At 75.8% G+C, this 21,402-nt stretch carries 5 protein-coding genes; all 5 read left to right on the top strand.

What is annotated here, in order from left to right; translation table 11 throughout:
• A partial coding sequence (locus ACLQ22_RS30075; protein WP_425695281.1) for an amino acid adenylation domain-containing protein occupies window positions 1–6,055 on the top strand: 6,055 nt, incomplete at its 5' end.
• Window positions 6,052–10,110 carry an amino acid adenylation domain-containing protein gene (locus ACLQ22_RS30070; RefSeq protein ID WP_425695280.1) on the top strand — a complete coding sequence of 1,353 codons (4,059 nt, stop codon included), beginning with the start codon at window positions 6,052–6,054 and terminating at the stop codon, window positions 10,108–10,110. The genes ACLQ22_RS30075 and ACLQ22_RS30070, both read left to right, overlap by 4 nt.
• On the top strand, window positions 10,110–19,649 hold the full coding sequence (locus tag ACLQ22_RS30065) for an amino acid adenylation domain-containing protein (protein ID WP_425695279.1): 9,540 nt from the start codon (window positions 10,110–10,112) through the stop codon (window positions 19,647–19,649). The genes ACLQ22_RS30070 and ACLQ22_RS30065 overlap by 1 nt, the downstream gene beginning before the upstream one ends.
• The gene (locus ACLQ22_RS30060; protein WP_425695278.1) at window positions 19,646–20,722 is read left to right on the top strand and encodes a GSCFA domain-containing protein; all 1,077 of its coding nucleotides are present in this window, start codon (window positions 19,646–19,648) and stop codon (window positions 20,720–20,722) included. The genes ACLQ22_RS30065 and ACLQ22_RS30060 overlap by 4 nt, the downstream gene beginning before the upstream one ends.
• Complete coding sequence (locus tag ACLQ22_RS30055; protein WP_425695277.1) at window positions 20,685–21,380, top strand: hypothetical protein; 696 nt, start codon at window positions 20,685–20,687, stop codon at window positions 21,378–21,380. The genes ACLQ22_RS30060 and ACLQ22_RS30055 overlap by 38 nt, the downstream gene beginning before the upstream one ends.
• Window positions 21,381–21,402: the final 22 nt, after the last annotated feature.

The raw sequence follows: 21,402 nt of genomic DNA, 5'->3' as shown, positions 1-21,402 counted from the left end.
AGTCGTCGAAGCCGTCAACCCCACCCGCAACCTCGCCCACACCCCCCTCTTCCAGGTCATGTTCGCCTGGCAGAACACCGACGACGGCGAGCTGACCCTCCCGGGCCTGCGGGTCACCGCCCTGCCGCCGCCCCACACCACGGCCAAGTTCGACCTCACGCTCGCGCTCGCCGAGCACGACGGCCGCATCACCGGCAGCCTGGAATACGCCACCGCCCTGTTCGACACCGCCACCGCCCAGCGGCACATCCGCTACCTGCGCCACGTCCTCACCCAACTCGTCGCGCACCCCGACCAGCCGATCGACCGGCTGACCCTGCTCGACGAGCGGGAACGGGCGCAGGCGCTGCGCCGGGCCGAGCCGTCCCCGGTGGAGCGGGGCGTCGTCGACCGCTTCGCGCAGCGGGTCGTCGTGACCCCCGACGCGGTGGCCGTGACGTTCGAGGGCACCTCGCTCACCTACCGCGACCTCGACGCGCGCGCCAACCGGCTGGCCCACCACCTGCGCGAGCACGGCGTCGGCCCCGACGCCGTCGTCGCGGTCTGCCTGCGCAGGTCGCCGGAGCTGATCGTCGCGCTGCTGGCCGTCGCCAGAGCCGGCGGCGCGTACCTTCCCCTGGACCCGGCCCACCCCGCCGAGCGCCTGGCCCACCTGCTGGCCGACGGCGCCCCGGTCGCCGTCCTCACCCACGCCGCGACCCGCGCCACCCTCGACGGCCTGACCACCGCGCCCCTCGTCGACCTCGACGCCGACGCACACCGCTGGGCCGACCGCCCCACCACCGACCCCGACCCCGGCACCCGACCCGACCACCTCGCCTACGTCATCCACACCTCCGGCTCCACCGGCCAACCCAAGGGCGTGGCGCAGACCTGGCGGTGCCTGGACAACCTGATCGACTGGCAGCTCCGCTACGCCGCCCCGGGCAGCCCGGCCCCGGAACGGGTGCTCCAGTTCGCGTCGATCGGCTTCGACGTCTCCGCGCAGGAGATCTGGAGCACCCTCTGCCAGGGCGGCACGCTGGTGCTGATCGGTGAGGAGCGCGGCCGCGACCTCGGTCAGCTGCGTCACGTCCTCGCCGAGCAGGGCGTACGGCGGGCGTTCCTGCCGGCTGCCGTGCTGCACCAGCTGGCCGGTCTCACCGGGGCCGTGCCCCCGCTCGCGCCCGGCTGCGAGATCGTCACCGCCGGCGAGGCGCTGCGGGTCAACGACGACGTCCGTGCCCTGGTGGCCGGGCTGGGCGGCCGGTACCTCTACAACCAGTACGGCCCCACCGAGACCCACGTGGTCAGCCAGTTCGCGCTGGCCACCGCGGCGGCGGCCGACTGGCCGGCGCTGCCGCCGATCGGCCGGCCGATCGCCAACGCCCGGCTCTACGTGCTCGACGAGCGGTGCGAGCCGGTGCCGGCCGGCGTGCTCGGCGAGCTCTACATCGGCGGGGCCGGCCTGGCACGCGGCTACCTCAACCGGCCGGCGGCGACCGCGGCGCGGTTCCTGCCGGATCCGTTCGCCGGGCCCGGCGAGCGGATGTACCGCAGCGGCGACCTGGTCCGCCGCCGGGCCGACGGGACCGTCGAGTTCGTCGGGCGGGCCGACGACCAGGTCAAGGTGCGCGGGTTCCGGGTCGAGCCGGGCGAGGTGGAGAGCGCCCTGCGGCACGTCCCGGGTGTCCGCGAGGCGGCCGTCCTGCTGCGCGAGGACACCCCCGGCGATGCGCACCTGGTCGGCTACCTGGCCGGTGACGTCACCGCCGAGGCGGCCCGCGAGCAGTTGCGGCGCCGGCTGCCCGAGCACCTGGTGCCGACCCGCTGGGTGGTGCTGGACCGGCTGCCGCTGACCGCCAACGGCAAGCTGGACCGGCGGGCCCTGCGCGCGCCGGAGCAGGCCGACGTCGCCACCGCCTACGTCGCGCCGCGCGACGACCGGGAGGCCCGGATGGCCGCCATCTGGGCCGAGGTGCTGCGCCGCGACCGGGTCGGCGCGCACGACGACTTCTTCGCGCTGGGCGGCCACTCGCTGCTGGCGACCCGGCTCGTCCACGCGATCAACGAGCGGATGTCGGCGCGGCTGTCGCTGCGTACCCTCTTCCAGAAGCCGGTCCTGGCCGACCTGGCGGCCGAGCTGGCGGGGGCCGATGCCCCCGCCGTCGACGCCCTCCCGGCGCTCGTCGGAGATCCCGCCGGCCGGTACGAGCCGTTCCCGCTCACCGACATCCAGGAGGCCTACTGGGTGGGCCGCGGGTCCACCATCGAGCTCGGCGGCGTCGGCGCGCACGGCTACAGCGAACTGCGGCTGCGCGACTTCGACGAGGAGCGCTTCACCCGCGCGCTGCACCGGCTGATCGACCGCCACGACATGCTCCGCGCGGTCTTCCAGGACGGCGTCCAGCGGGTCCTGCCGAGCGTGCCGCGCTACGCGATGGCCCGGCAGGACCTGCGCGGGCTCGACGCGGAGACCGCCGGGCGCCGGCTGGGCGAGACCCGGGAGCGGATGTCCCACCAGGTGTTCGACGCCGGCCGCTGGCCGCTGTTCGAGTTCGCGGTGACGCTGCTCGACGGCGAGGTGCGGCTGCACGTCAGCCTCGACGCGCTGATCCTCGACGCGGCCAGCGGGCAGATCCTGGAACACGAGTTGGCGCTGCTCTACGCCGACCCGGACGTCGACCTGCCGCCGCTCGCGGTGACCTTCCGCGACTACGTCCTGGCCGAGCGGGCCCTGCGGCGCACGCCGCGCTACGCGCGGGCCCTCGACTACTGGCGGGAGCGGGTCGGCACGCTGGCGCCCGCGCCGCAGCTCCCGCTGGAGCGGCAGCCGGAGAGCGTCGAACGGCCGCGCTTCACCCGCTACGACGAGGTGGTGCCGGCGGAGCGTTGGAGCCGGCTGAAGGCGGTCGCCGGCCGGCACGGGGTGACCCCGTCGGTGCTGCTGGTGACCGCGTTCGCGCAGGTGCTGGCCCGGTGGAGCCGCCAGTCGCGGTTCACGCTGAGCCTGCCGCTGTTCAACCGGCTGCCGTTGCATCCCGGCATCAACGCGGTGATCGGCGACTTCACCTCGCTGGTGCTGCTGGAGGTCGACGTGGCGGCCGGGGTCGACTTCGTGACCCGGGCCCGTACGGTGCAGGAGCAGCTCTGGCAGGACATCGACCATTCGGCGGTCAGCGGCGTACGGGTCAACCGCGAACTCGCCCGCGCCCGGGGCACCCGCCACGCGGCCCTGCCGGTCGTGTTCAACAGCACGCTGGCCGAGGCGGCGCCCGACGTCGGCGACAGCGGCCTCGCGGCGGCGCTCGGCGGTGAGGTGCTGCACGGCATCACCCAGACCCCGCAGGTGTGGATCGACCACACGGTTCTGGAGGCCGGCGGGCGGCTGCACGTGAACTGGGACAGCATCGACGAGCTCTTCCCCGCCGGCCTGGTCGCCGAGATGTTCGCGGCGTACCGGACGCTGCTCGGGCGGCTGGAGGAGCCGGACGCCTGGTACACCACGGTGGACGGGCCGCTCGCCCCGCCGGTGCCACAGGCCCCGCCGGCCGGTCGTGGGCTCCTGCACGAGCTGGTCGACCGGCAGGCGCTGGCGACCCCCGCCGCGCCCGCGGTGCTCGCTCCCGACCGGCGGCTGGACTACGCGACGGTGTGCGTCGAGGCGCGGCGGCTGGCCGGGCGGCTCCAGGACCACGGCGTCCGGCCCGGCCAGCTCGTCGCGGTGCTGCTCGACCGGGGCTGGAAGCAGGTCGTCGCCACCCTCGCGGTCCTGCACGCCGGGGGCGCGTACCTGCCGCTCGACCCCGACTGGCCGGCCGAGCGGGTGGCCCGGGTGCTCCAGCGGGCCGGGGCGGGGCTGGTCCTGGTGGAATCGGACCGGGTGGCCCTGCCCGAGGGCGTCGCGCGCCTGGTGGTGGACGCGACCACCGTCGGCGCGGGCGGGCCGGCGCTGCGGCCGGTCGACCTGGCGGAGACCGACGTCGCGTACGTGATCTACACGTCCGGGTCCACCGGCACGCCGAAGGGGGTGACGATCGACCATCGCGGTGCGGTGAACACGCTCCTCGACGTCACCGCGCGCTTCGGCGTCGGGCCGGCCGACCGGGTCCTGGCCGTCAGCGCGCTCAGCTTCGACCTCTCCGTCTTCGACATCTTCGGCACCCTCGCGGTCGGCGCGGCGGTCGTGACGCTAGACCCGGAGCTGGCCCGCGATCCCGCCCACTGGCGGGACGTGTCCCACGCCCACCGGGTCAGCGTGTGGAACTCGGTGCCGGCGCTGGCCGGCATGCTGCTCGACGACGCCGACGCCGGCCATCCGCTGCCGGCGTCGCTGCGGCTGGCCATGCTCTCCGGGGACTGGATCCCGCTCACCCTCCCCGACCGGCTGCGCAAGGCGCTGCCCGGGATCCGGGTCGAGAGCCTCGGTGGTGCCACCGAGGCGTCGATCTGGTCCATCCACCACCCGGTCGACGAAATCGATCCGGCCTGGCGCAGCATCCCCTACGGCCGCGCGCTGGACCACCAGGGGGTCCACGTGCTGGACGACGCCCTGCGCCCCCGGCCCACCTGGGCCACCGGCGACCTCCACATCAGCGGCGCCGGGCTGGCCCTGGGCTACTGGCGGGACGAGGCGGCGACGGCGGCCAGCTTCGTCGTGCACCCGGTCACCGGCGAGCGGCTCTACCGCACCGGCGACCTGGGCCGGCTGCGCCCGGACGGGACGATCGAGTTCCTCGGTCGCGAGGACGGCCAGGTCAAGGTGCACGGATACCGGATCGAGCTGGGTGAGATCGAGGCGGCGTTGGAGGGCCACCCGCAGGTACGCGCCGCCGCGCTGCGGCTGCTCGGTCAGGCGCAGGGCGAGAAGCGGCTGGCCGCGTACGTGGTGCCGGACGGTCCCGCGCCGGACCCGGCCGCCCTGGTCGCGTACCTGGAGCGGCGGCTGCCGGCGTACATGGTGCCGGCCTCGTTCACCGTCCTCGACGCGCTGCCGCTGTCGGCCAACGGCAAGGTCGACCGCGGCCAGCTCCCCGACCCGAAACCGTCGCCGGAGACCGTCGTCGAGGCGCCGGTGCTCACCGATCCGGCCGAGAACCGGCTGGTGGAGATCGTCGCCGAGATCCTCGACCTGCCCGTCGTCGCGCCCGACGCCAACCTGCTGCTGCTCGGCGCCACCTCGATCGACATTGTCCGGATCACGAACGCCCTCTCCGGGGCGTTGGGCTTCCGGCCGAAGCTGGCCCGGCTGATGCGCCAACCGACCCTCGCCGACCTGCTGCGGATGTTCCGCGAGCACATCGCCGAGCGGGCCGTCGTCGCGACCGCGCAGCGGGCCGCCACGGTGGTCGAGGACCCGGCCGCGCGCGCCGCGTTCACGGCGGACGGGCGGGGCCGTCGCGGCTTCGCGCCCGGCACCCCGGCGGTCGCGCTGGCCGCGCCGGCCGACCCGGCGTACGAGCGGCGCCACACCGACTACCGCTCGGTGCGCCGCTTCGACGCGGACCCGGTGCCGGCCGGGGCGCTCGGCCGGCTGCTGGCCGCCCTGCGCGAGCGGGAGGTCGACGGCCGGGCCAAGTTCCAGTACGGCTCGGCCGGCGGCACCTACGCCGTGCAGACGTACGTCCTGGTCCGGGCGGGGCGGGTGGACGGGGTGCCGGGCGGGGCGTATTACCACGACCCGGCGGCGCACCGGCTGCTGGCGCTCGGCCGCGACCGCGAGCTGAGCCCGGACGCCTTCGACTACTTCGTCAACCGGCCGGTCTTCGAGGCCGCCGCGTTCGCGCTCTTCCTGGTGGCGCAGCGCGCGGCCATCGAGCCCCTGTACCAGGAGCAGAGCGCGACCTTCACCGCCATCGAGGCGGGCGCGATGGCCCAGCTGCTGACGATGGCCGCCCCCGACCACGGTCTCGGCCTGTGCGGGATCGGCGCGCTGGACACGGCGGAGCTGGCCGCCCTGTTCGACCTGGACCCCTCCCACCGGCTGGTCTACGCGCTGCTCGGCGGCGGCCGGCCCGGGGCGGAGCCGCCCGGGCCCGACGCCGCGACCAACGACACGATCACGGTGGAACTGTGAACGCCTTCGAGTTGCTCGACACGCTCAACCGGCACGCGGTGGGACTGCGCGTCGACGGCGACCGCCTGCGCCTCACCGGTTCCCGCGAGGTCCTCACGCCCGACCTGCTGGCCGACCTCAAGCTCCACAAGGAAGAGCTGATCGCGATCCTGACCGGTGTCGACGCGGACACGATCCCCCGCCGGCCGCGACCGGAGGCGCCGGTGCCGGTCGCGTTCGCCCAACGGCAGCTCTGGTTCCTCGACCAGCTCTCCCCCGGCAACCCCTTCTACAACAACCCGGTGGCGTTCGACGTCGTGGGCGCCCTGGACGTGCCGGCGCTGGCCCGCGCCCTGACCGAGGTGGTGCGCCGGCACGAGGCGCTGCGTACCGTCTTCGCCCTGGTCGACGAGGAGCCCTGCCAGGTGGTGCGGCCGGCCGGGCCGGTCGCCCTGCCGGTCGCGGACCTCACCGCGCTCCCCCGCCCGCAGCGGTCCCGCCGGGCCGACGAGGCCGCCGAGGCCGAGGCGCGGGCGCCGTTCGACCTGGCCGCCGGCCCGCTGGTCCGCAGCCGCCTGCTCCGGCTGGCCCCCGACGCGCACCGCTGGCTGCTCACCGTGCACCACATGGTGGCCGACGGCTGGTCCGTCGGCATCCTGATCGGCGAGGTCGCCGCGCTCTACGACGCGTACGCGCGGGGCGAGGCCGCCGCGCTGGCCGAGCTGCCCGTGCAGTACCCGGACTACACGCTGTGGCAGCGCCGGCACCTCGGCGGCGGCGAGTTGGAGCGCCAGCTCGGCTACTGGACGCGGACGCTGGCCGGTGCGCCCGCGCTGCTGGCCCTGCCGACCGACCGGCCCCGGCCGGCGGTGCAGCGCTACCGGGGCGAGACCCACGCCACGGCGGTGGACGCGGCGGTGCTCCGCGGGCTGCGCGAGGTCGGCCGGGCCGGCGACGCGACGCTCTTCATGACGCTCATGGCCACCCTGTCGGTGCTGCTGTGGCGCTACAGCGGGCAGGACGACGTCTGCGTCGGCACCCCGTTCGCCAACCGCAACCACCGCGACGTGGAGGGCCTGATCGGCCACTTCGTGAACACGGTGGTGATCCGCAACCGGCTGGACCCGGAGCAGCCCTTCGCGGCGCTGCTGGCCGACGTCCGCCGGCACCTGCTCGACGCGTACGCCCATCCCGACCTGCCGTTCGAGCAGCTCGTGGACGCGCTCAACCCGGAACGGCACACCAGCTACTCGCCGCTGTTCCAGGTGATGCTGGTGCTCCAGAACATCCCGCGCGGCCGGCTGGAGCTGCCCGGCCTGGTGCTGCGGCCCCTGTCGAGCAGCACCGGCGCGGCGAAGTTCGACCTGTCGGTCGAGGTGATGGAGCACGCCGACGAGCTGCACGTCCTCTTCGAGTACAACACCGACCTGTTCGACGCCGCGACGATCGCCCGGCTGGCCGGGCACTTCGTCCGCCTGCTCGGTCAGGTGGCGGCCGGTCCGGCGGCCCCGGTCGGCGCGCTGCGGCTGCTCGGCCCGGACGAACGGCACCGCCTGCTGGTCGAGTGGAACCGCACCGCGCGACCGCTCACCGGGCCGGCGGACGTGGTGCGGCGGATCGCGGCGCAGGCGCGGCGGCACCCCGACCGGCTCGCCGTGGCCGACGGCGACGAGCGGCTCGACTACGCCACGCTGGAGCGGCGGGCCAACCGCCTGGCGCACGCGCTGATCGCCCGGGGCGTCCGCCCCGACCAGGTGGTCGGCCTGCACGCGCCGCGCTCGGCCGGGCTGATCGTCGCCATCCTGGGCGTGCTCAAGGCCGGGGCCGCCTACCTGCCGCTGGACCCGGCCCTGCCGCCGGAGCGGCTCGCCGGCATGGTCGCCGACGCCGCGCCGGCGCTGGTGCTCGGCGAGGGTGACCTGGCCGCCGTCGAGGCCGAGGGGCGCCACGACGGCCCGCCCGGCGTCGTCGTGCACCCCGCCAACCTGGCCTACGTGATCTACACGTCGGGCTCGACGGGCCGCCCCAAGGGCGTCGCGGTCGCCCACGGCGGCGTCGTGAACCTGCTCGACCACTGGGTGTCGCGGCTCGGTGCCGCCGAGGGGGAGGCGGCGGCGCTCTGGTCGAGCGTCGGCTTCGACGTCTCGGTGCAGGAGATCTTCCTGCCGCTGACCACCGGCGGGGCCCTGCACCTCGTACCCGAGGAGTTGCGCGGCGATCCGACGGCGCTCACGGGCTGGCTGCGCGAGCACCGCGTCGTGCAGGCCTACCTGCCGCCGGCCTTCGTCCGGTGGATCGACGAGGACCCGGCGGCCCGCCTGGCCGGGTTGTCGCTGCGCCAACTGCTGGTCGGGGTCGAACCGCTGCCGGAGCAGGGCCTGCACCGCATGCAGGAGGCCCTGCCCGGGCTGCGGGTCCTCAACGGGTACGGGCCGACCGAGACCACCGTCTACAGCACCGCCTACCTCGACCCGCAGCCGTCGGCCCGGCGGTGCCCGATCGGCCGGCCGGTGGCCAACACCCGCGTCCACCTGCTCGACGAGCGGCTGGAGCCGGTGCCGGTCGGGGTCACCGGCGAGATCCACATCGGTGGCGCCGGCGTGGCCCGCGGCTACCTGGGCCGGCCGGGGGCGACCGCCGAGCGGTTCGTCCCCGACCCGTTCGTGCCCGGGGAACGGCTCTACCGCACCGGCGACCTGGCGCGTCTCCTGCCCGACGGGAACATCGAGTACCTCGGCCGCCGCGACGGCCAGGTCAAGATCCGCGGCTTCCGCATCGAGCTGGGCGAGATCGAGGCCGCGCTGCGGGACCGTCCGGACGTACGCGAGGCGGCGGTGCTGGTCGACTCGGACGCCGCCGGCGAGCCGAGGCTGGTCGCCGGGGTCGCCCGGGGCGGGGCGGCGCCGTTGCTGGTCAGCGAGTGGCGCGAGGCGCTGTCGCGACGGTTGCCCGGCTACATGATCCCGTCGCTCTTCGTGGAGCTGCCGCGGCTGCCGCTGACCGCCAACGGCAAGCTCGACCGGGACGAGGTGCTGCGGCTGGCCCGTACCGGCGCGCCCTGGCAGGTCAACCTGGCCAGCCCGCGCGACCAGATCGAGCTGACCCTCTACCAGATCTGGAAGCGCCTGCTGCTGCACCCGGAGATCGGCATCAACGACCGGTTCTTCGACGTGGGCGGCACCTCGATCTCGGCGATCAAGCTGGCCCACGCGATCGGCGAGGCGTTCGGCGAACCGCTGCCGGTCCACGAGATCATGCTGCACCCCACGATCGAGGCGCTCGGCGGCCGGCTGCGGCGGGGCGCGTCGGGCCGGCCACCGAGCAACCTGATCGAGTTCCGGCCGGGCGACGGCGCCGGCCGGGTCATCTGCGTGCACCCGGCCGGCGGCACCGCGTTCTGCTACCTGTCGCTGGCCAAGGCGCTGCCGGAGTCCCTCGGCGTGTACGGCATCCAGTCCCCGGGGGTCAACCCGGGCGAGGAGTTCCTGCCCACGGTCGAGGCGATGGCCGAGGCGTACCTGGGGCAGGTCGCGCACCTGCTGGACGGGCCGGTGGTGCTCACCGGGCTCTCCTACGGCGGGCTGGTCGCGTATGAGATGGGACGCCGGCTGGCCCTCGCCGGGCATCCCGGGCTGAGCGTGGTGCTGCTGGACACTCTGGGCACCGACGACCCGGCCCACCGGGGCGCGATCGAGCCGGTGGACATGGCCGAGTTCCGCGACAAGCTCATCAAGTTCAACGGCATGTACCCGGGCATCGACGACGCGCAGATCGACCAGTACCACCGCGTCTACAACCACAACCGGTCGACCATGCGCGACTACCCGACCCCCGCGTCGCCGGCCCGGCTGGTGCTGTTGCAGGCCACCGCCGGGCGGGACGAGGCCTTCCTGCGCGAGGTGCGCGCCTTCTGGCGGCGGCGCGGCGACGCCGACTTCCTGCTGGATCAGGTGCACTGCGACCACTGGGACATCCTGGAGAGCGCGGTGGTGCTGCGGGTCGCCGCGCTGCTGCGCGGCGAGATGGACCGGATCTCCGACGCCCGTCCGACGACGCCGGCCGTACGGGAGGCGTGATGGACCCCGGTCCCGGTCCCGGTCTCGCCCACGCCGTGCTCGCCCAAGCCCGCCGTACCCCCGACGCGGTCGCGGTGGTCGACGGCGACCGGCGCCTCAGCTACGCCGACCTGGACGCCGCCAGCGCCGCCGTCGCCCGGTCCCTGCGCCGGGCCGGAACCCGCCCCGGTCAGGCCGTCGCGGTGCAGCTGCCGCGCGGCTGGCGGCTGGTCTGCGTCATGCTCGGCGTCCTGCGGCTCGGCGCGACCGTGGTGCCGCTGGACCGGCAGAGCCCGCCCGCGCGCCGGGGGCACATGCTGCGCGACTCGGGCGCCGTGGCGGTGGTCCACGACCCGGACGCGCCCGGCGAGCTTCCCGACGGGGTCCGACCGCTGCCGGTGGCGGCGCTGCTCGCGGCGGACGCCCCGCCCGACGCGGACGGGCAGCCGACGCCGGAGGTCGCGCCCGCGCCGGTCGCGTTCGTCTTCTACACCTCGGGCACCACGGGCCGCCCCAAGGGCGTGGAGGTGCGCGACGCGGGCGTCCTGCGGCTGGCCCGCCCCGGCTACGTCGCCCTGACCCCGGCGGCCCGCTACGCGAGCCTCGCCAACCCGGCGTTCGACGCGATCAGCTTCGAGGTCTGGGTGCCGCTGCTGACCGGCGGCTGCTGCGTCGTGCTCGACGACGAGACGGTGGCGACGCCGCACCTGCTCGACGCCGCGCTGCGCCGGGAGCGGATCGACACGCTCTTCATCACGGTGGCGCTGTTCAACGCGGTGGTCGACGAGCTGCCGCACTGCTTCGCCGACGTCGGCCAGGTGCTGGTCGGCGGCGAGCAGCTCAACGCCCGGCTCATCCGCCGCTGGTACCGCGACAACCCCGCCAGCCGCACCCGGCTGCACAACGTCTACGGGCCCACCGAGGCGACCACGTTCGCCCTGTGCCATCCGATCCCCCGCGACTTCGACGCGGAGGTGGTGCCGATCGGCCGGGTGCTGCCGGGCACCGACGCGCACCTGGTGGTCGACGGTGGCCGCCTCGCCGCGCCGGGCGAGGTCGCCGAGCTGTACCTCGGCGGCGCGGCGCTGGCGGCCGGCTACCGCAACCTGCCCGAGGAGACCGCCGCGCGCTTCGTCCGGCTGCCCTGGCTGGACGGCTCCGCCGGCCGCCACTACCGCACCGGCGACCTCGTGCGCGCCGACGCCGCCGGCCGCGTCGAGTACGTCGGTCGGGTCGACCGGCAGGTCAAGGTCCGCGGCTTCCGGGTCGAGCCCGGCGAGGTGGAGCGGCAGATCCTCGCCCACCCGGGGGTCCGGCAGGCGTACGTGTGCACCCGGCGGGACCCGGTGCACGGGACGAACGAGCTGCTGGCGTACCTGGTGACGGCCGCCGACCTGTCGTTCGCGGAGTTCGACCGGCACCTGGCCGCGACCCTGCCGCCGTACCTGCGCCCGCACCGGGTCCACCGCGTCGGGGCGCTGCCGCTGACCGCGAACGGCAAGGTGGACTCCGACGCGCTGCTGCGCCGCGACGACCCGCCCTGGCGCGAAGGACGCGACGACCCGCACCCACGCGACGAACGTGCCGGACACGACGACCCACATCCACGCGACACACCCGACGGGCACGACGGCCCGCACCGACGCGACGAGCGCGACGGCGGGCCTGCCGACGCGGCCGGCGCGGCGTGGCAGCGGGCGGTGCTCGGGCTGGCCGGCGCGGTGCTGGGCGTGGCCGACCTGCGACCGGACGACCGGTGGATCGCCAGCGGCGGGGATTCGCTGAAGGCGCTGCGGCTGCGCTTCGAGATCCAGCGGCGCTGGGGCGCCGAGGTGCCGCAGGCGGTGGTGCTGGACGGCGACCTCGCCGAACTGGCCGCGGCGGTCGCGGCGGCCCGCACCGCGACCGGATCGCCGTACCCGGTGCCGGTTGCCCCGGCCGGTGCCCGGTCCGCGCCGGCCACCTCGGAGCAGCAGCGGCTCTGGCTGTTGCAGCAACGCTCGCCGGCGTCCACCGCCTACCACGTGGGGCTCGCCTTCGAGCTGCGCGGCCGGGTCGACGTCGGCGCGCTGCGGCAGGCGCTGCGCCGGGTGGTGGTGCGTCATCCGGCGCTGCGGACCGCCTTCCGGGCCACGCCGGAGGGGCTGCGCCAGGGGGTGGGCGAGCCCTACGACCCGTGGCGCGAGCCCACCGGGGGCGACGACGGCGACGCGGACGGGTGGCACGAGCGCGCCCGCGCCCTCTTCGCCGCCCCCTTCGACCTCGGGCAGCCGCGCATGCTGCGGGCGTACTGGCTGGCCCGCGACGGCGGCGGGGTGCTGCTGCTGCACCTGCACCACATCGCGGTCGACGGCTGGTCGCTCGACGTGCTGTTCCGCGGGCTGTCGGCCGCGTACGCGGCGGCGCTGGCCGGCACGACCGCGACCGAGGACGAGGACGAGCCCGCCCCGACCCCGCTGGACTACGCCCGGTGGCAGGCCGACTGGTTCGCCCAGCCGGCCTACCGGGCGCAGCGCGACGCCCTGCGCGGCCACTACGCCGACGTGGCGGAGGTCGCCGCGCCGCTGCGGCCGATCCGGCAGCGCGGCGGCACCGGGGACCACCTGCTGCGCACCACGATCGACGCGGAAGGCCGCGCCGCCCTCGACCGGCTCGGCGCCGAGCTGGGACTGACCCGCTTCCCGCTGCTGCTGACGCTCTTCGGCTGGGCCGTGTACGGGGTGACCGGCCGCACCCATCCGCGCGTCGCCAGCCCGGTGGCGAACCGGCCCGTGGGCGACTTCGAGGCCAGCGTCGGCATGTTCGCCAACACGGTGCTGCTGCCCCTGGGGCTGGCACCCCGGGAGGAGCTGCGGGCGCAGCTGCGGCGACAGGCCACCGCCGTACGCGCGGTGCTCGACGCCCAGGACGTGGCGCTCGCGCACGCCGTCGCCGACCACGACTTCGGCGCCGACGCGCCGCTGTTCGACTTCCTCTTCGTCCTCGACAACACCGACTTCTCCTCGCTGACGCTGCCCGGCTGCGCGTCCCGCCCGGTCTGGCTGGCGCCCACCGAGGCCAAGTGCCCGCTCACCCTCTCGGTCGTCGAGCACGGGTCCGGCTTCGACTGCCTCTGGGAGTACGCCGACGACCACTTCGACGCCGCCGACGTGGCGGCGGCTGCCGACCTGTTCCGGCGCGGCCTCGACGCGTTGACCGGCGTCGGCACGAGCACCCTGGCCGAGCTGGTGCGGCCCTACCGCAGTGGCCTGCCCGAGCCCGGCCGGGGCCGGCGTACCCCGGTGGCCCTCCCCACCGTGGCCGAGACCTTCGCCCGGCGGGTACGGGCGGAGCCGACCGCGACGGCGCTCGTGGCCGGCGACCGTCGACTCAGCTACGCCGACCTCGACGCGTACGCCTCGACGCTCGCCGCCGAACTGGCGCGGCTCCATCCGGTGTCGGCCGGCGACCGGCACCGCGTCGCCCTGTTCTTCGAGCCGTCGGTGGAGCACGTGGTGGCGCTGCTGGCGGCGGCCCGGCTCAACCTGACGGTCGTGCCGCTCGACCGGGCCTACCCGCCGGCGCTGCTGCGTCAGGTGCTGGGCCAGGTCGACCCGCTCTGCGTGCTGCTGGCGCCCGGCGACGAGCCCGCCCTCGACGTGATCGACGAGGGCGGTCGCCCCCGGCACCCGGTGGTCCTGTCCTCCTCGGCCACGCCCGTCGCGCCGTCGTACGCCGGCCGCCCGCTGTACACGCTCTTCACCTCGGGCTCGACCGGCACGCCCAAGGGGGTGCAGGTCGGCGACGCCCTGCTGGTCAACCTCCTGCGCTGGCAGAGCGAGGCCGGCGGCCTGGCGGGCGCGGCGGCGACCCTGCAGTTCTCCATGCTCTCCTTCGACGTCTCCTTCCAGGAGATCTTCGGCACGCTCTGCGGCGGCGGCACCCTGCACCTGCCCCGGCCCGGGTGGCGGCAGGACATGCCAGCGTTGCTGGCGCACCTCGACGCCGCCGGCATCGAGCGGATATTCCTGCCGTACGTCGCCCTGCAACTCCTGGCCGAGCACGGGGTCCGCCTCGGCCGGTACCCGTCGCGGCTGCGGGAGGTCGTCACCGCCGGCGAACAGCTGATCTGCACCGACAGCATCCGCCGCTGGTTCGCCGGGCTGCCCGGAGCGCGCCTGTTCAACCACTACGGCCCGACCGAGACCCACGTGGTCAGCAGCCTCTGCCTCGACGGCGACCCGGCCACCTGGCCGGCCCGCCCGGCCATCGGCCGCCCGGTCGCCAACACGTGGCTGCGGGTGGTGGACTCCGCCGACGAGGTGGTGCCGCCGGACTGCCCCGGGCAGCTGCTGATCGGCGGGGAGCTGGTGGCGCCCTGCTACCTGGACGATCCGGCGCTCGACCGGGCCCGCTTCGTCGAGCTGCCCGGCCACGGCTGGTTCTTCCGCAGCGGCGACCAGGCCCGGTTCGACCGGGACGGTCTGCTGCACTACCTGGGCCGCGACGACCAGCAGGTGAAGGTCAGCGGGCACCGGCTGGAGCTGGGCCAGGTGGAGGCGGCCCTGCTGACGCACCCGGCGGTCGTCAACGCCGTGGTGGTCCGCGACGACCCGCACCTGGTCGCCTGTCTGGAGTCGCGGGCCGACCCACCCTCCCCGGAGGAGCTGACCGCTCATCTGGCGGGGCTCCTGCCCGCGTACGTGCGGGTGGACCGGTTCCGGCGGCTGGCGGAGCTGCCGCGTACCGCCAGCGGGAAGCTGGACCGCCGTCGCGCGTTGACCGCACCGGGCGAGGAGCTGCGGCCGGACGCCGCCGCGCCGGCGCCGGTCATGTCGGTCCTGGAGGCGCGGCTGGCCGGGCTCTTCGAGGAGGTCGTCGGGAGACCGATCGGGCCCGACCGGCGCTTCTTCGACCACGGCGCGGGCAGCCTCGACCTGATGCGGTTCCACCTGCGCTGCGCCGCCGAGGGGCTGCCGCTGAGCATCCCCGACCTCTTCGAGCACGTCACCATCCGCCGCCTCGCCCGCTTCCTCACCGGACAGCGCGCCGTCGCCCCCGCGCCGACGCCGAGCGACGCGACCGACGTGGCGCCACCGGCGGACGGGCCGGCCCGGCGGACGGCCGGGGTGGCGGTGACAGCACCGCCCGGGGCCGAACCGGCGCGCATCGGGGCCGGGGTGGAGCCGCCACCGGCGGACGAGGCGGCCCGCCGGGCGGCCGGGGTCGCGGCGACCGGGCGGGACGAGGCTGCTCCGGGCCCGGCGGACGAGCCGGTCGCCGTGGTCGGGATGGCCGTCCGGCTGCCCGGCGCGACCGACCTGGCCGCCTTCTGGGCGATGGTGGAGGCGGGCGACCGGGGCATCGAGCACTTCGACGCCGCCGACGGCCTGGTCGGCGCCCGCAGCCAGTTGGCCGGGGTGCTCGGCTTCGACCCGGGGCACTTCGGCATCAGCCGGCAGGAGGCGCGGCTGATGGATCCGCAGCAGCGGCACCTGCTGATGAGCTGTGTCGAGGCGTTGGCGCACGCCGGCATCGCCGATCCCGCCGGGCGACGGGTCGGCCTGCTCGCCAGCTGCGGCGAGAACACGTACTTCCAGACGATGCTGCGCGAGGCCGATCCGGCGCGGCTGCCGGACTCCTTCCAGTTGGCGCTGCACCACGAGAAGGACTTCCTGGCCACGAAGGTCGCCTACCACCTGCGCCTGACCGGTCCGGCCTTCACCGTGCAGGCGGCCTGCGCGAGCTCGCTGGTGGCGGTCCACCTCGCGGCCGGGCTGCTGCGTCAGGGCGACAGCGACGTGATGCTGGTCGGTGGCGTGCTGGTGGATCCGCTGCTGAGCGCCGGCTACCGATACCAGCCGCAGCACATCTTCTCCCCGGACGGGCACTGCCGGCCGTTCAGCGACGACGCCGGCGGCACCGTCGGCGCCAGCGGGGTGGGTGTGGTCGTGCTCAAGCCCCTGCGGCTGGCCCGGCGCGACGGCGACACCGTCTACGCGGTGATCACCGGATCGGCCGTCAACAACGACGGCGCGGAGAAGGTCGGCTACGCCGCGCCGTCGGTCGCCGGCCAGCGCGAGGTCATCCGTACCGCGCTGCGTCGCAGTGGACGGGCCAGCGGCGACCTGGGCTACGTGGAGGCGCACGGCACCGGGACGGAGCTGGGCGATCCGGTGGAGGTGGCGGCGCTACGCCAGGCGTTCGACCTGGCCGAGTCCGGCCACGTCGCGCTGGCCTCGGTGAAGAGCCAGATCGGTCACCTCGGCGCGGCGGCCGGGGTCGTCGGCCTGGTGCGCGCCGTGCTGGCCGTGCACCACGGGCTGATCCCGCCCAACGTCGACTTCCGTCGCCTCAATCCACGGCTCGGCCCGGATCCGGCCCCGTTCTACGTCCCCACGAAGGCCCGGCCCTGGCCCGTCGACCGGCCGCGCGTGGCGGCGGTGAGCAGCTTCGGCATCGGCGGCACCAACGCCCATCTGGTCTGCGAGGCGGTCGAGCCGGTCGGGGCTCCGGTCTACCAGCGCCAGCAGGCAGAGCGCGGCACCGGCTCGGCGGCGCCGCCGGATGCCGGCGTACCGGTGGTGCTGCTCGCCAGCGGCAGCGCGGCCGGCCTGCGCGCCGACGCCGCCCGCATCGCCGACTACCTGGCGGCCCGGCCCGAGTCCTACCACCGGGTGCTGCGCCACCTCCAGGCCGGTCGCACGCCGGGTCGGTGGCGGGCGGCGGCCGTCTGCGGCGACGTGGCCGCCGCCGTGGCCTGGCTGCGCACCGCGACCGCCGTCGAAGTCACCCCCGTCGAGGCGACGCCCGTCGCGGTCACCGGCCCGGCCGGTACGCCGCCAGCGGCCGACCTCGTCGCCGCCTGGCTGGCCGGGCGGCCGATCCGGTGGCCGGCCGGGCCGGCGCAGCCGCCCTGGGACTTCCCCCCGCCGGCGTTCGCGCTCGCCGACCACGAGTTCCCCCGCGCACCGAAGGCGGGGCCGACACCCCCGCCCGGGCCGCCCCTGCAGCCCGGGTCGACCCTGCCCGCCGGATCGGCATCAGCCGGGGCCGCACCGCCCGCCGGGGCCGTGCCGGCCGATCAGCCGTGGCCGGCGCGGCTGCCCGAGGCCGAGTGGCTGCACCAGCCGCACTGGGTGCGCTGGCGGCACGCGGGGGCCGACCCCGGGGCCCGCCGCCCGGAGACGCTAGTGGTCATGGCCGCGGAACCGCCGTCGCCGGCCGCGCTCCGCGCCTTCGCGGCGTCCTACGCCCGGGTGGTGGCCGTCACCGCAGCCGACGGCTTCGCCCGGCTCGGACCGGACAGCTACCAGGTCGACCCGGCCGACCCCGGGTCGCTGGGCCGGCTGCTCGACGCGCTGACCGGCGCCGCCGCGCCGGCCGGCTCCGGGCGCAGCGGCGTCGACTGGCTCCACGCGCTGCCGCTGGCCGTCGACGGACCGGTCGGCGCGGACGCGCTCGCCCACTCGTACCGGGCCTGCGTCGACACCCCGGCGGCGCTGCTGGCAGCCGTCGCCGCGCTGCCCGGCCGGCCCCGGCTGCGGGCCTGGTGGCTGTCGCACCAGGCGCAACCCGTGGACGACGACGTACGCCGGCCGGAACTGGGCCTGCTCGCCGGGGTCTGCGAGGTCGCGCCCCAGGAGAGCGACGTCGAGAGCCACTGGGTGGACCTGCCGGGCCCCGATCCGGCCGACTGGGCGCCGGCGCTCGCGGTGCTGCTGGCGGAGGAGACACCACCACCCCGACGACTCGCGCTGCGCGGCAGCTACTGGTGGGAGCAGGCGCTGCTGCCGGTCCGCCCGCCGGCCGCGCCCGCCACGGGTCCGCTGCCCGCCGGACCGGCCGTGTACGTGGTCCTGGGCGGCACCGGCGGCATCGGGCGGAGCATCGCCGCCTGGCTGTTGGCGCAGGGCGACTGCCGGGTGATCCTGCTGGCGCGGCGCGGGCCGCTGCCGGCCGTGCTGGTGCCGTGGGCCGACCGCGTCGACCTCGTTGAGGCCGACCTGGCCGAGACCGGCCCCGACGAGTTGCTGGCCCGGCTCGACGACCGGACCCGACGGGTCGACGGGGTGGTCCACGCCGCGGGGATCGCGGCCGGCGGGCTGATCGGCCGGCGGGACGCGGCCGCGATGCGGCGGGCCACGGCCGGCAGGGCGCACGGCGCGCTGCTCGTGGAGCGGCTGGTCGCGCACCACCGGCCGGCGTTCGTCGTCTACTGCTCGTCGATGTCGGCGCAGCTCGGCGGCGTCGGGCAGCTCGACTACGCCGCCACCAACGGGCTGCTGGACGGCTTCGCCCGGCACCGGGCGAGCGGGGCCGACACCACGCTACGGATCTCCATCGGCTGGGACGTCTGGAACGAGGTGGGCCTGGCCCGCGACGCCCTGCCCACCGACGCCCGGCACCGGGCGCACCTGGCGGTCGGCCTCTCCATCGACGAGGGGCGCCGGCTCTTCGCCCAGGCCCTGCGGCTGCGGCTGCCGCACCTGCTCGTCTGCACCACCGCGCTGGACCGGGCGCGGGAGTTCTACGCGCCACCGGCCGGCCCGCAGGTCGCGACGCCGGCCGCGCTGCCCCGGTCGGCGGCCGACCAGGTCGGCGAATGGCTCTGCGACTGGCTGGGCACCGACCGGCTCGACCCGGCCGCGTCCCTCTACGACCTGGGGGCCGACTCGCTGCTGCTGCTGGACCTGATCGACCGGGTCAAGGAGCACTTCGGCGTGAGCCTCGGCCTGTCCCAGCTGAGCCACCGGGTGAGCCTGGCCGAGGTGCTGGGGCTCCTCGGCGAGCCGGTCCGCGCCGCCGACCCGGCCGAGGCCGCCGTGGCGGTGGAGGTCTGGCAGGCGGGTCGGGGGCGTGCGGTGCTCTGCCTGGTCCATCCGGTCGGCGGCGACGTCCAGGCGTACCGGTCGCTGGTGTCGGCGCTCGACCCGGAGCTCACGGTCTGCGTCATCGCCGATCCCGCGCTGGTACGCCCCGGGCAGCCGGCCTGGTCGCTCGCGGAGCGGGCCGCGCGCTACCACGCCGCGCTGCGGGACCGCTTCCCCTCCGACGAGTGGCGCTGGCGGCTCGCCGGGTGGTCGTTCGGCGCCTGGGTGGCGCTCGGGATGGCGGCGGAGGCCGAGGCGGCCGGCCAGCCGGCGGACGAGCTCTACCTGCTCGACCCGCCGCCGCCGGACGCCGCGGCGGCCTTCCGGGCGTACGACGAGGAACGGCTCGCCGCGCTCTTCGCCCACGAACTGGGGGCGGCGACCGGCGCGAACACCGCGGCGACGGCGTACGCGGACGCGCTGGCGCGCTGCTGCCGGGCCAACCTGGCGAGCATGGCGCAGCACACCCTGCCCCGGCTGGCCGGGACGCCCGGTCGGCTCTGGCTCGCGGGCCGCCCGACGGCCGGTCTGCCGGCGCTCGGTCCGCCGCAGGAGCAGGCCCGGAAGTGGCGGACGCACCTGACCGGGCTCGCCTGGCACCTCGTCGACACCACCCACTACGGCATCGTCGGTGCCCCACACGTGGCGGCGGTGGCCGAGGCCATCAACGAGGCGGAGCCGGCCACCGACCCGAGGGCGGCGCGATGAACCCGTACCAGTCGTTGCCGTCGCGGTCGTTCTGGCGCACGGCCGTGGCCGAGCCGGAGATGCTGGCCATCGGTGAGGTGTGGACGCCAAAGTTCGGCCTCGACCCGGACGACGCGGTCCTCACCGCCGGCTCCTGCTTCGCCCGCCACCTCGGTCCCGCCCTGCTCGACGAGGGGATGAACTGGCGTGAGGTCGAGCTGCCCCCGCCGGGGCTGACCGAGGCCGAGCGGCGGGCCCGCCACTACGGCGCGTTCTCCTTCCGCACCGGCACGATCTACACCGCCGCCACCCTGCGGCAGTGGCTGACCTGGGCGCTGGCCGACGACACCGGGCCCGACGAGGTCTGGCGCGAGGGTGACCGGTTCTTCGACCCGTACCGCCCGTCGGTCGAACCCGACGGGTACGACTCGGCGGAGGCGACGCTGGCCGCCCGCCGGTCCACCCTGGCGGCGATGCGGGGGGCGATCGCCGAGGCGGGATGTCTCATCTTCACCCTCGGGCTGACCGAGGCCTGGCGGGACGTGGTAACCGGCACCGTCCACCCGGTCTGCCCGGGCACCGTCCGGGGCACCTTCGACCCCGGGCGGCACGTCTTCCACAACTTCACCGTCGCCGAGGTGCACCGGGACCTCTCCGCCGTCGTCGCGCTGCTGCGCGCCGCCAACCCCCGGCTGACCGTCCTGCTGACCGTGTCGCCGGTGCCGCTCACCGCGACCGCCACCGGGGCGCACGTGCTGACCGCCACCACGTATTCCAAGTCGGTGCTGCGGGCCGCGGCCGGCCAACTCGCCCAGGAACACGGCCACGTCGACTACTTCCCCTCGTACGAGCTGATCACCGGTTTCCCGTTCCGGGGGGTCTTCTTCGCGCCGAACCTGCGCGCCGTGACGCCGGAGGGAGTGGCCTTCGTCATGCGCCACTTCTTCGACGGCCTCGAACGGCGACGCGGGGAGACCGGGCCGACACCGCCGACCGGGACGGCGTCGGACCGTCGCGCCGACACCGCCGACGCCGCCGACGGAGGTGACCTCTACTGTGACGACGCCGTCCTCGACCACTACCGCGCCCGCTAGGTTCCTGTTGCTGGGCGACTCGCACGCCGGGCCGATCGCCCGCGCGGCCGCGGCGGCCGGGGTGCCCTTCGTCGGTGGGCCGGTCGGCTCGGGGCGCGACTTCAACGTCGGCTTCTTCGACGTACGCGACGACGGCCTGGTGTTCCGGGACGCCGCCGTGCAGGAACGCCACCGCGGCTTCCTGGCCGAGCTGGGCGTGACCGGCATCGGGCAGCTCGCCGTCCCGCTGGTCTCGACATTCGGGCTCAGTGCCCATTTCTTCGCCACCACCGAGAACTGGCGGATCTACCGGGCGGGCGACGGCGCCTTCCCGGCGGGTTTCCTCGCCGGCGGGCTCTTCGACGACATCGTGCGCGCCATGGCCCGCGACGCGCTGGCCTTCCACCGCCACGCCCTCGACCTGGGGCTGCGTGTGCTCGCGGTGCTGCCGCCGCAGCGGGTGCCGGGGATGTCCGACCCGCTGGTGTTCATGGCGGCCCAGGAGACGATCCGCCGCGCGCTCGTCGCGCTCGGCGTGGAGATCGTGGACCTGCGGGCCCGGGTCACCGACGGCACGGGCCGGCAGCGGGCCGCGTTCTGCGAGCCGGACGACCCGATCCACGGCAACCTCGCCTTCGGCCGGCTGATCGTGGCCGACCTGCTGGCCCGGGGGCTGTGACACCGAATCCAGGAGGGAACGA

The organism is Micromonospora sp. DT178, assembly GCF_049841695.1.
In the GTDB taxonomy this organism is placed as follows: Bacteria; Actinomycetota; Actinomycetes; order Mycobacteriales; family Micromonosporaceae; genus Micromonospora.
The sequence above is the reverse complement of the archived record's forward strand: the minus strand, read 5'-3'. Positions and strand labels throughout refer to the sequence as shown.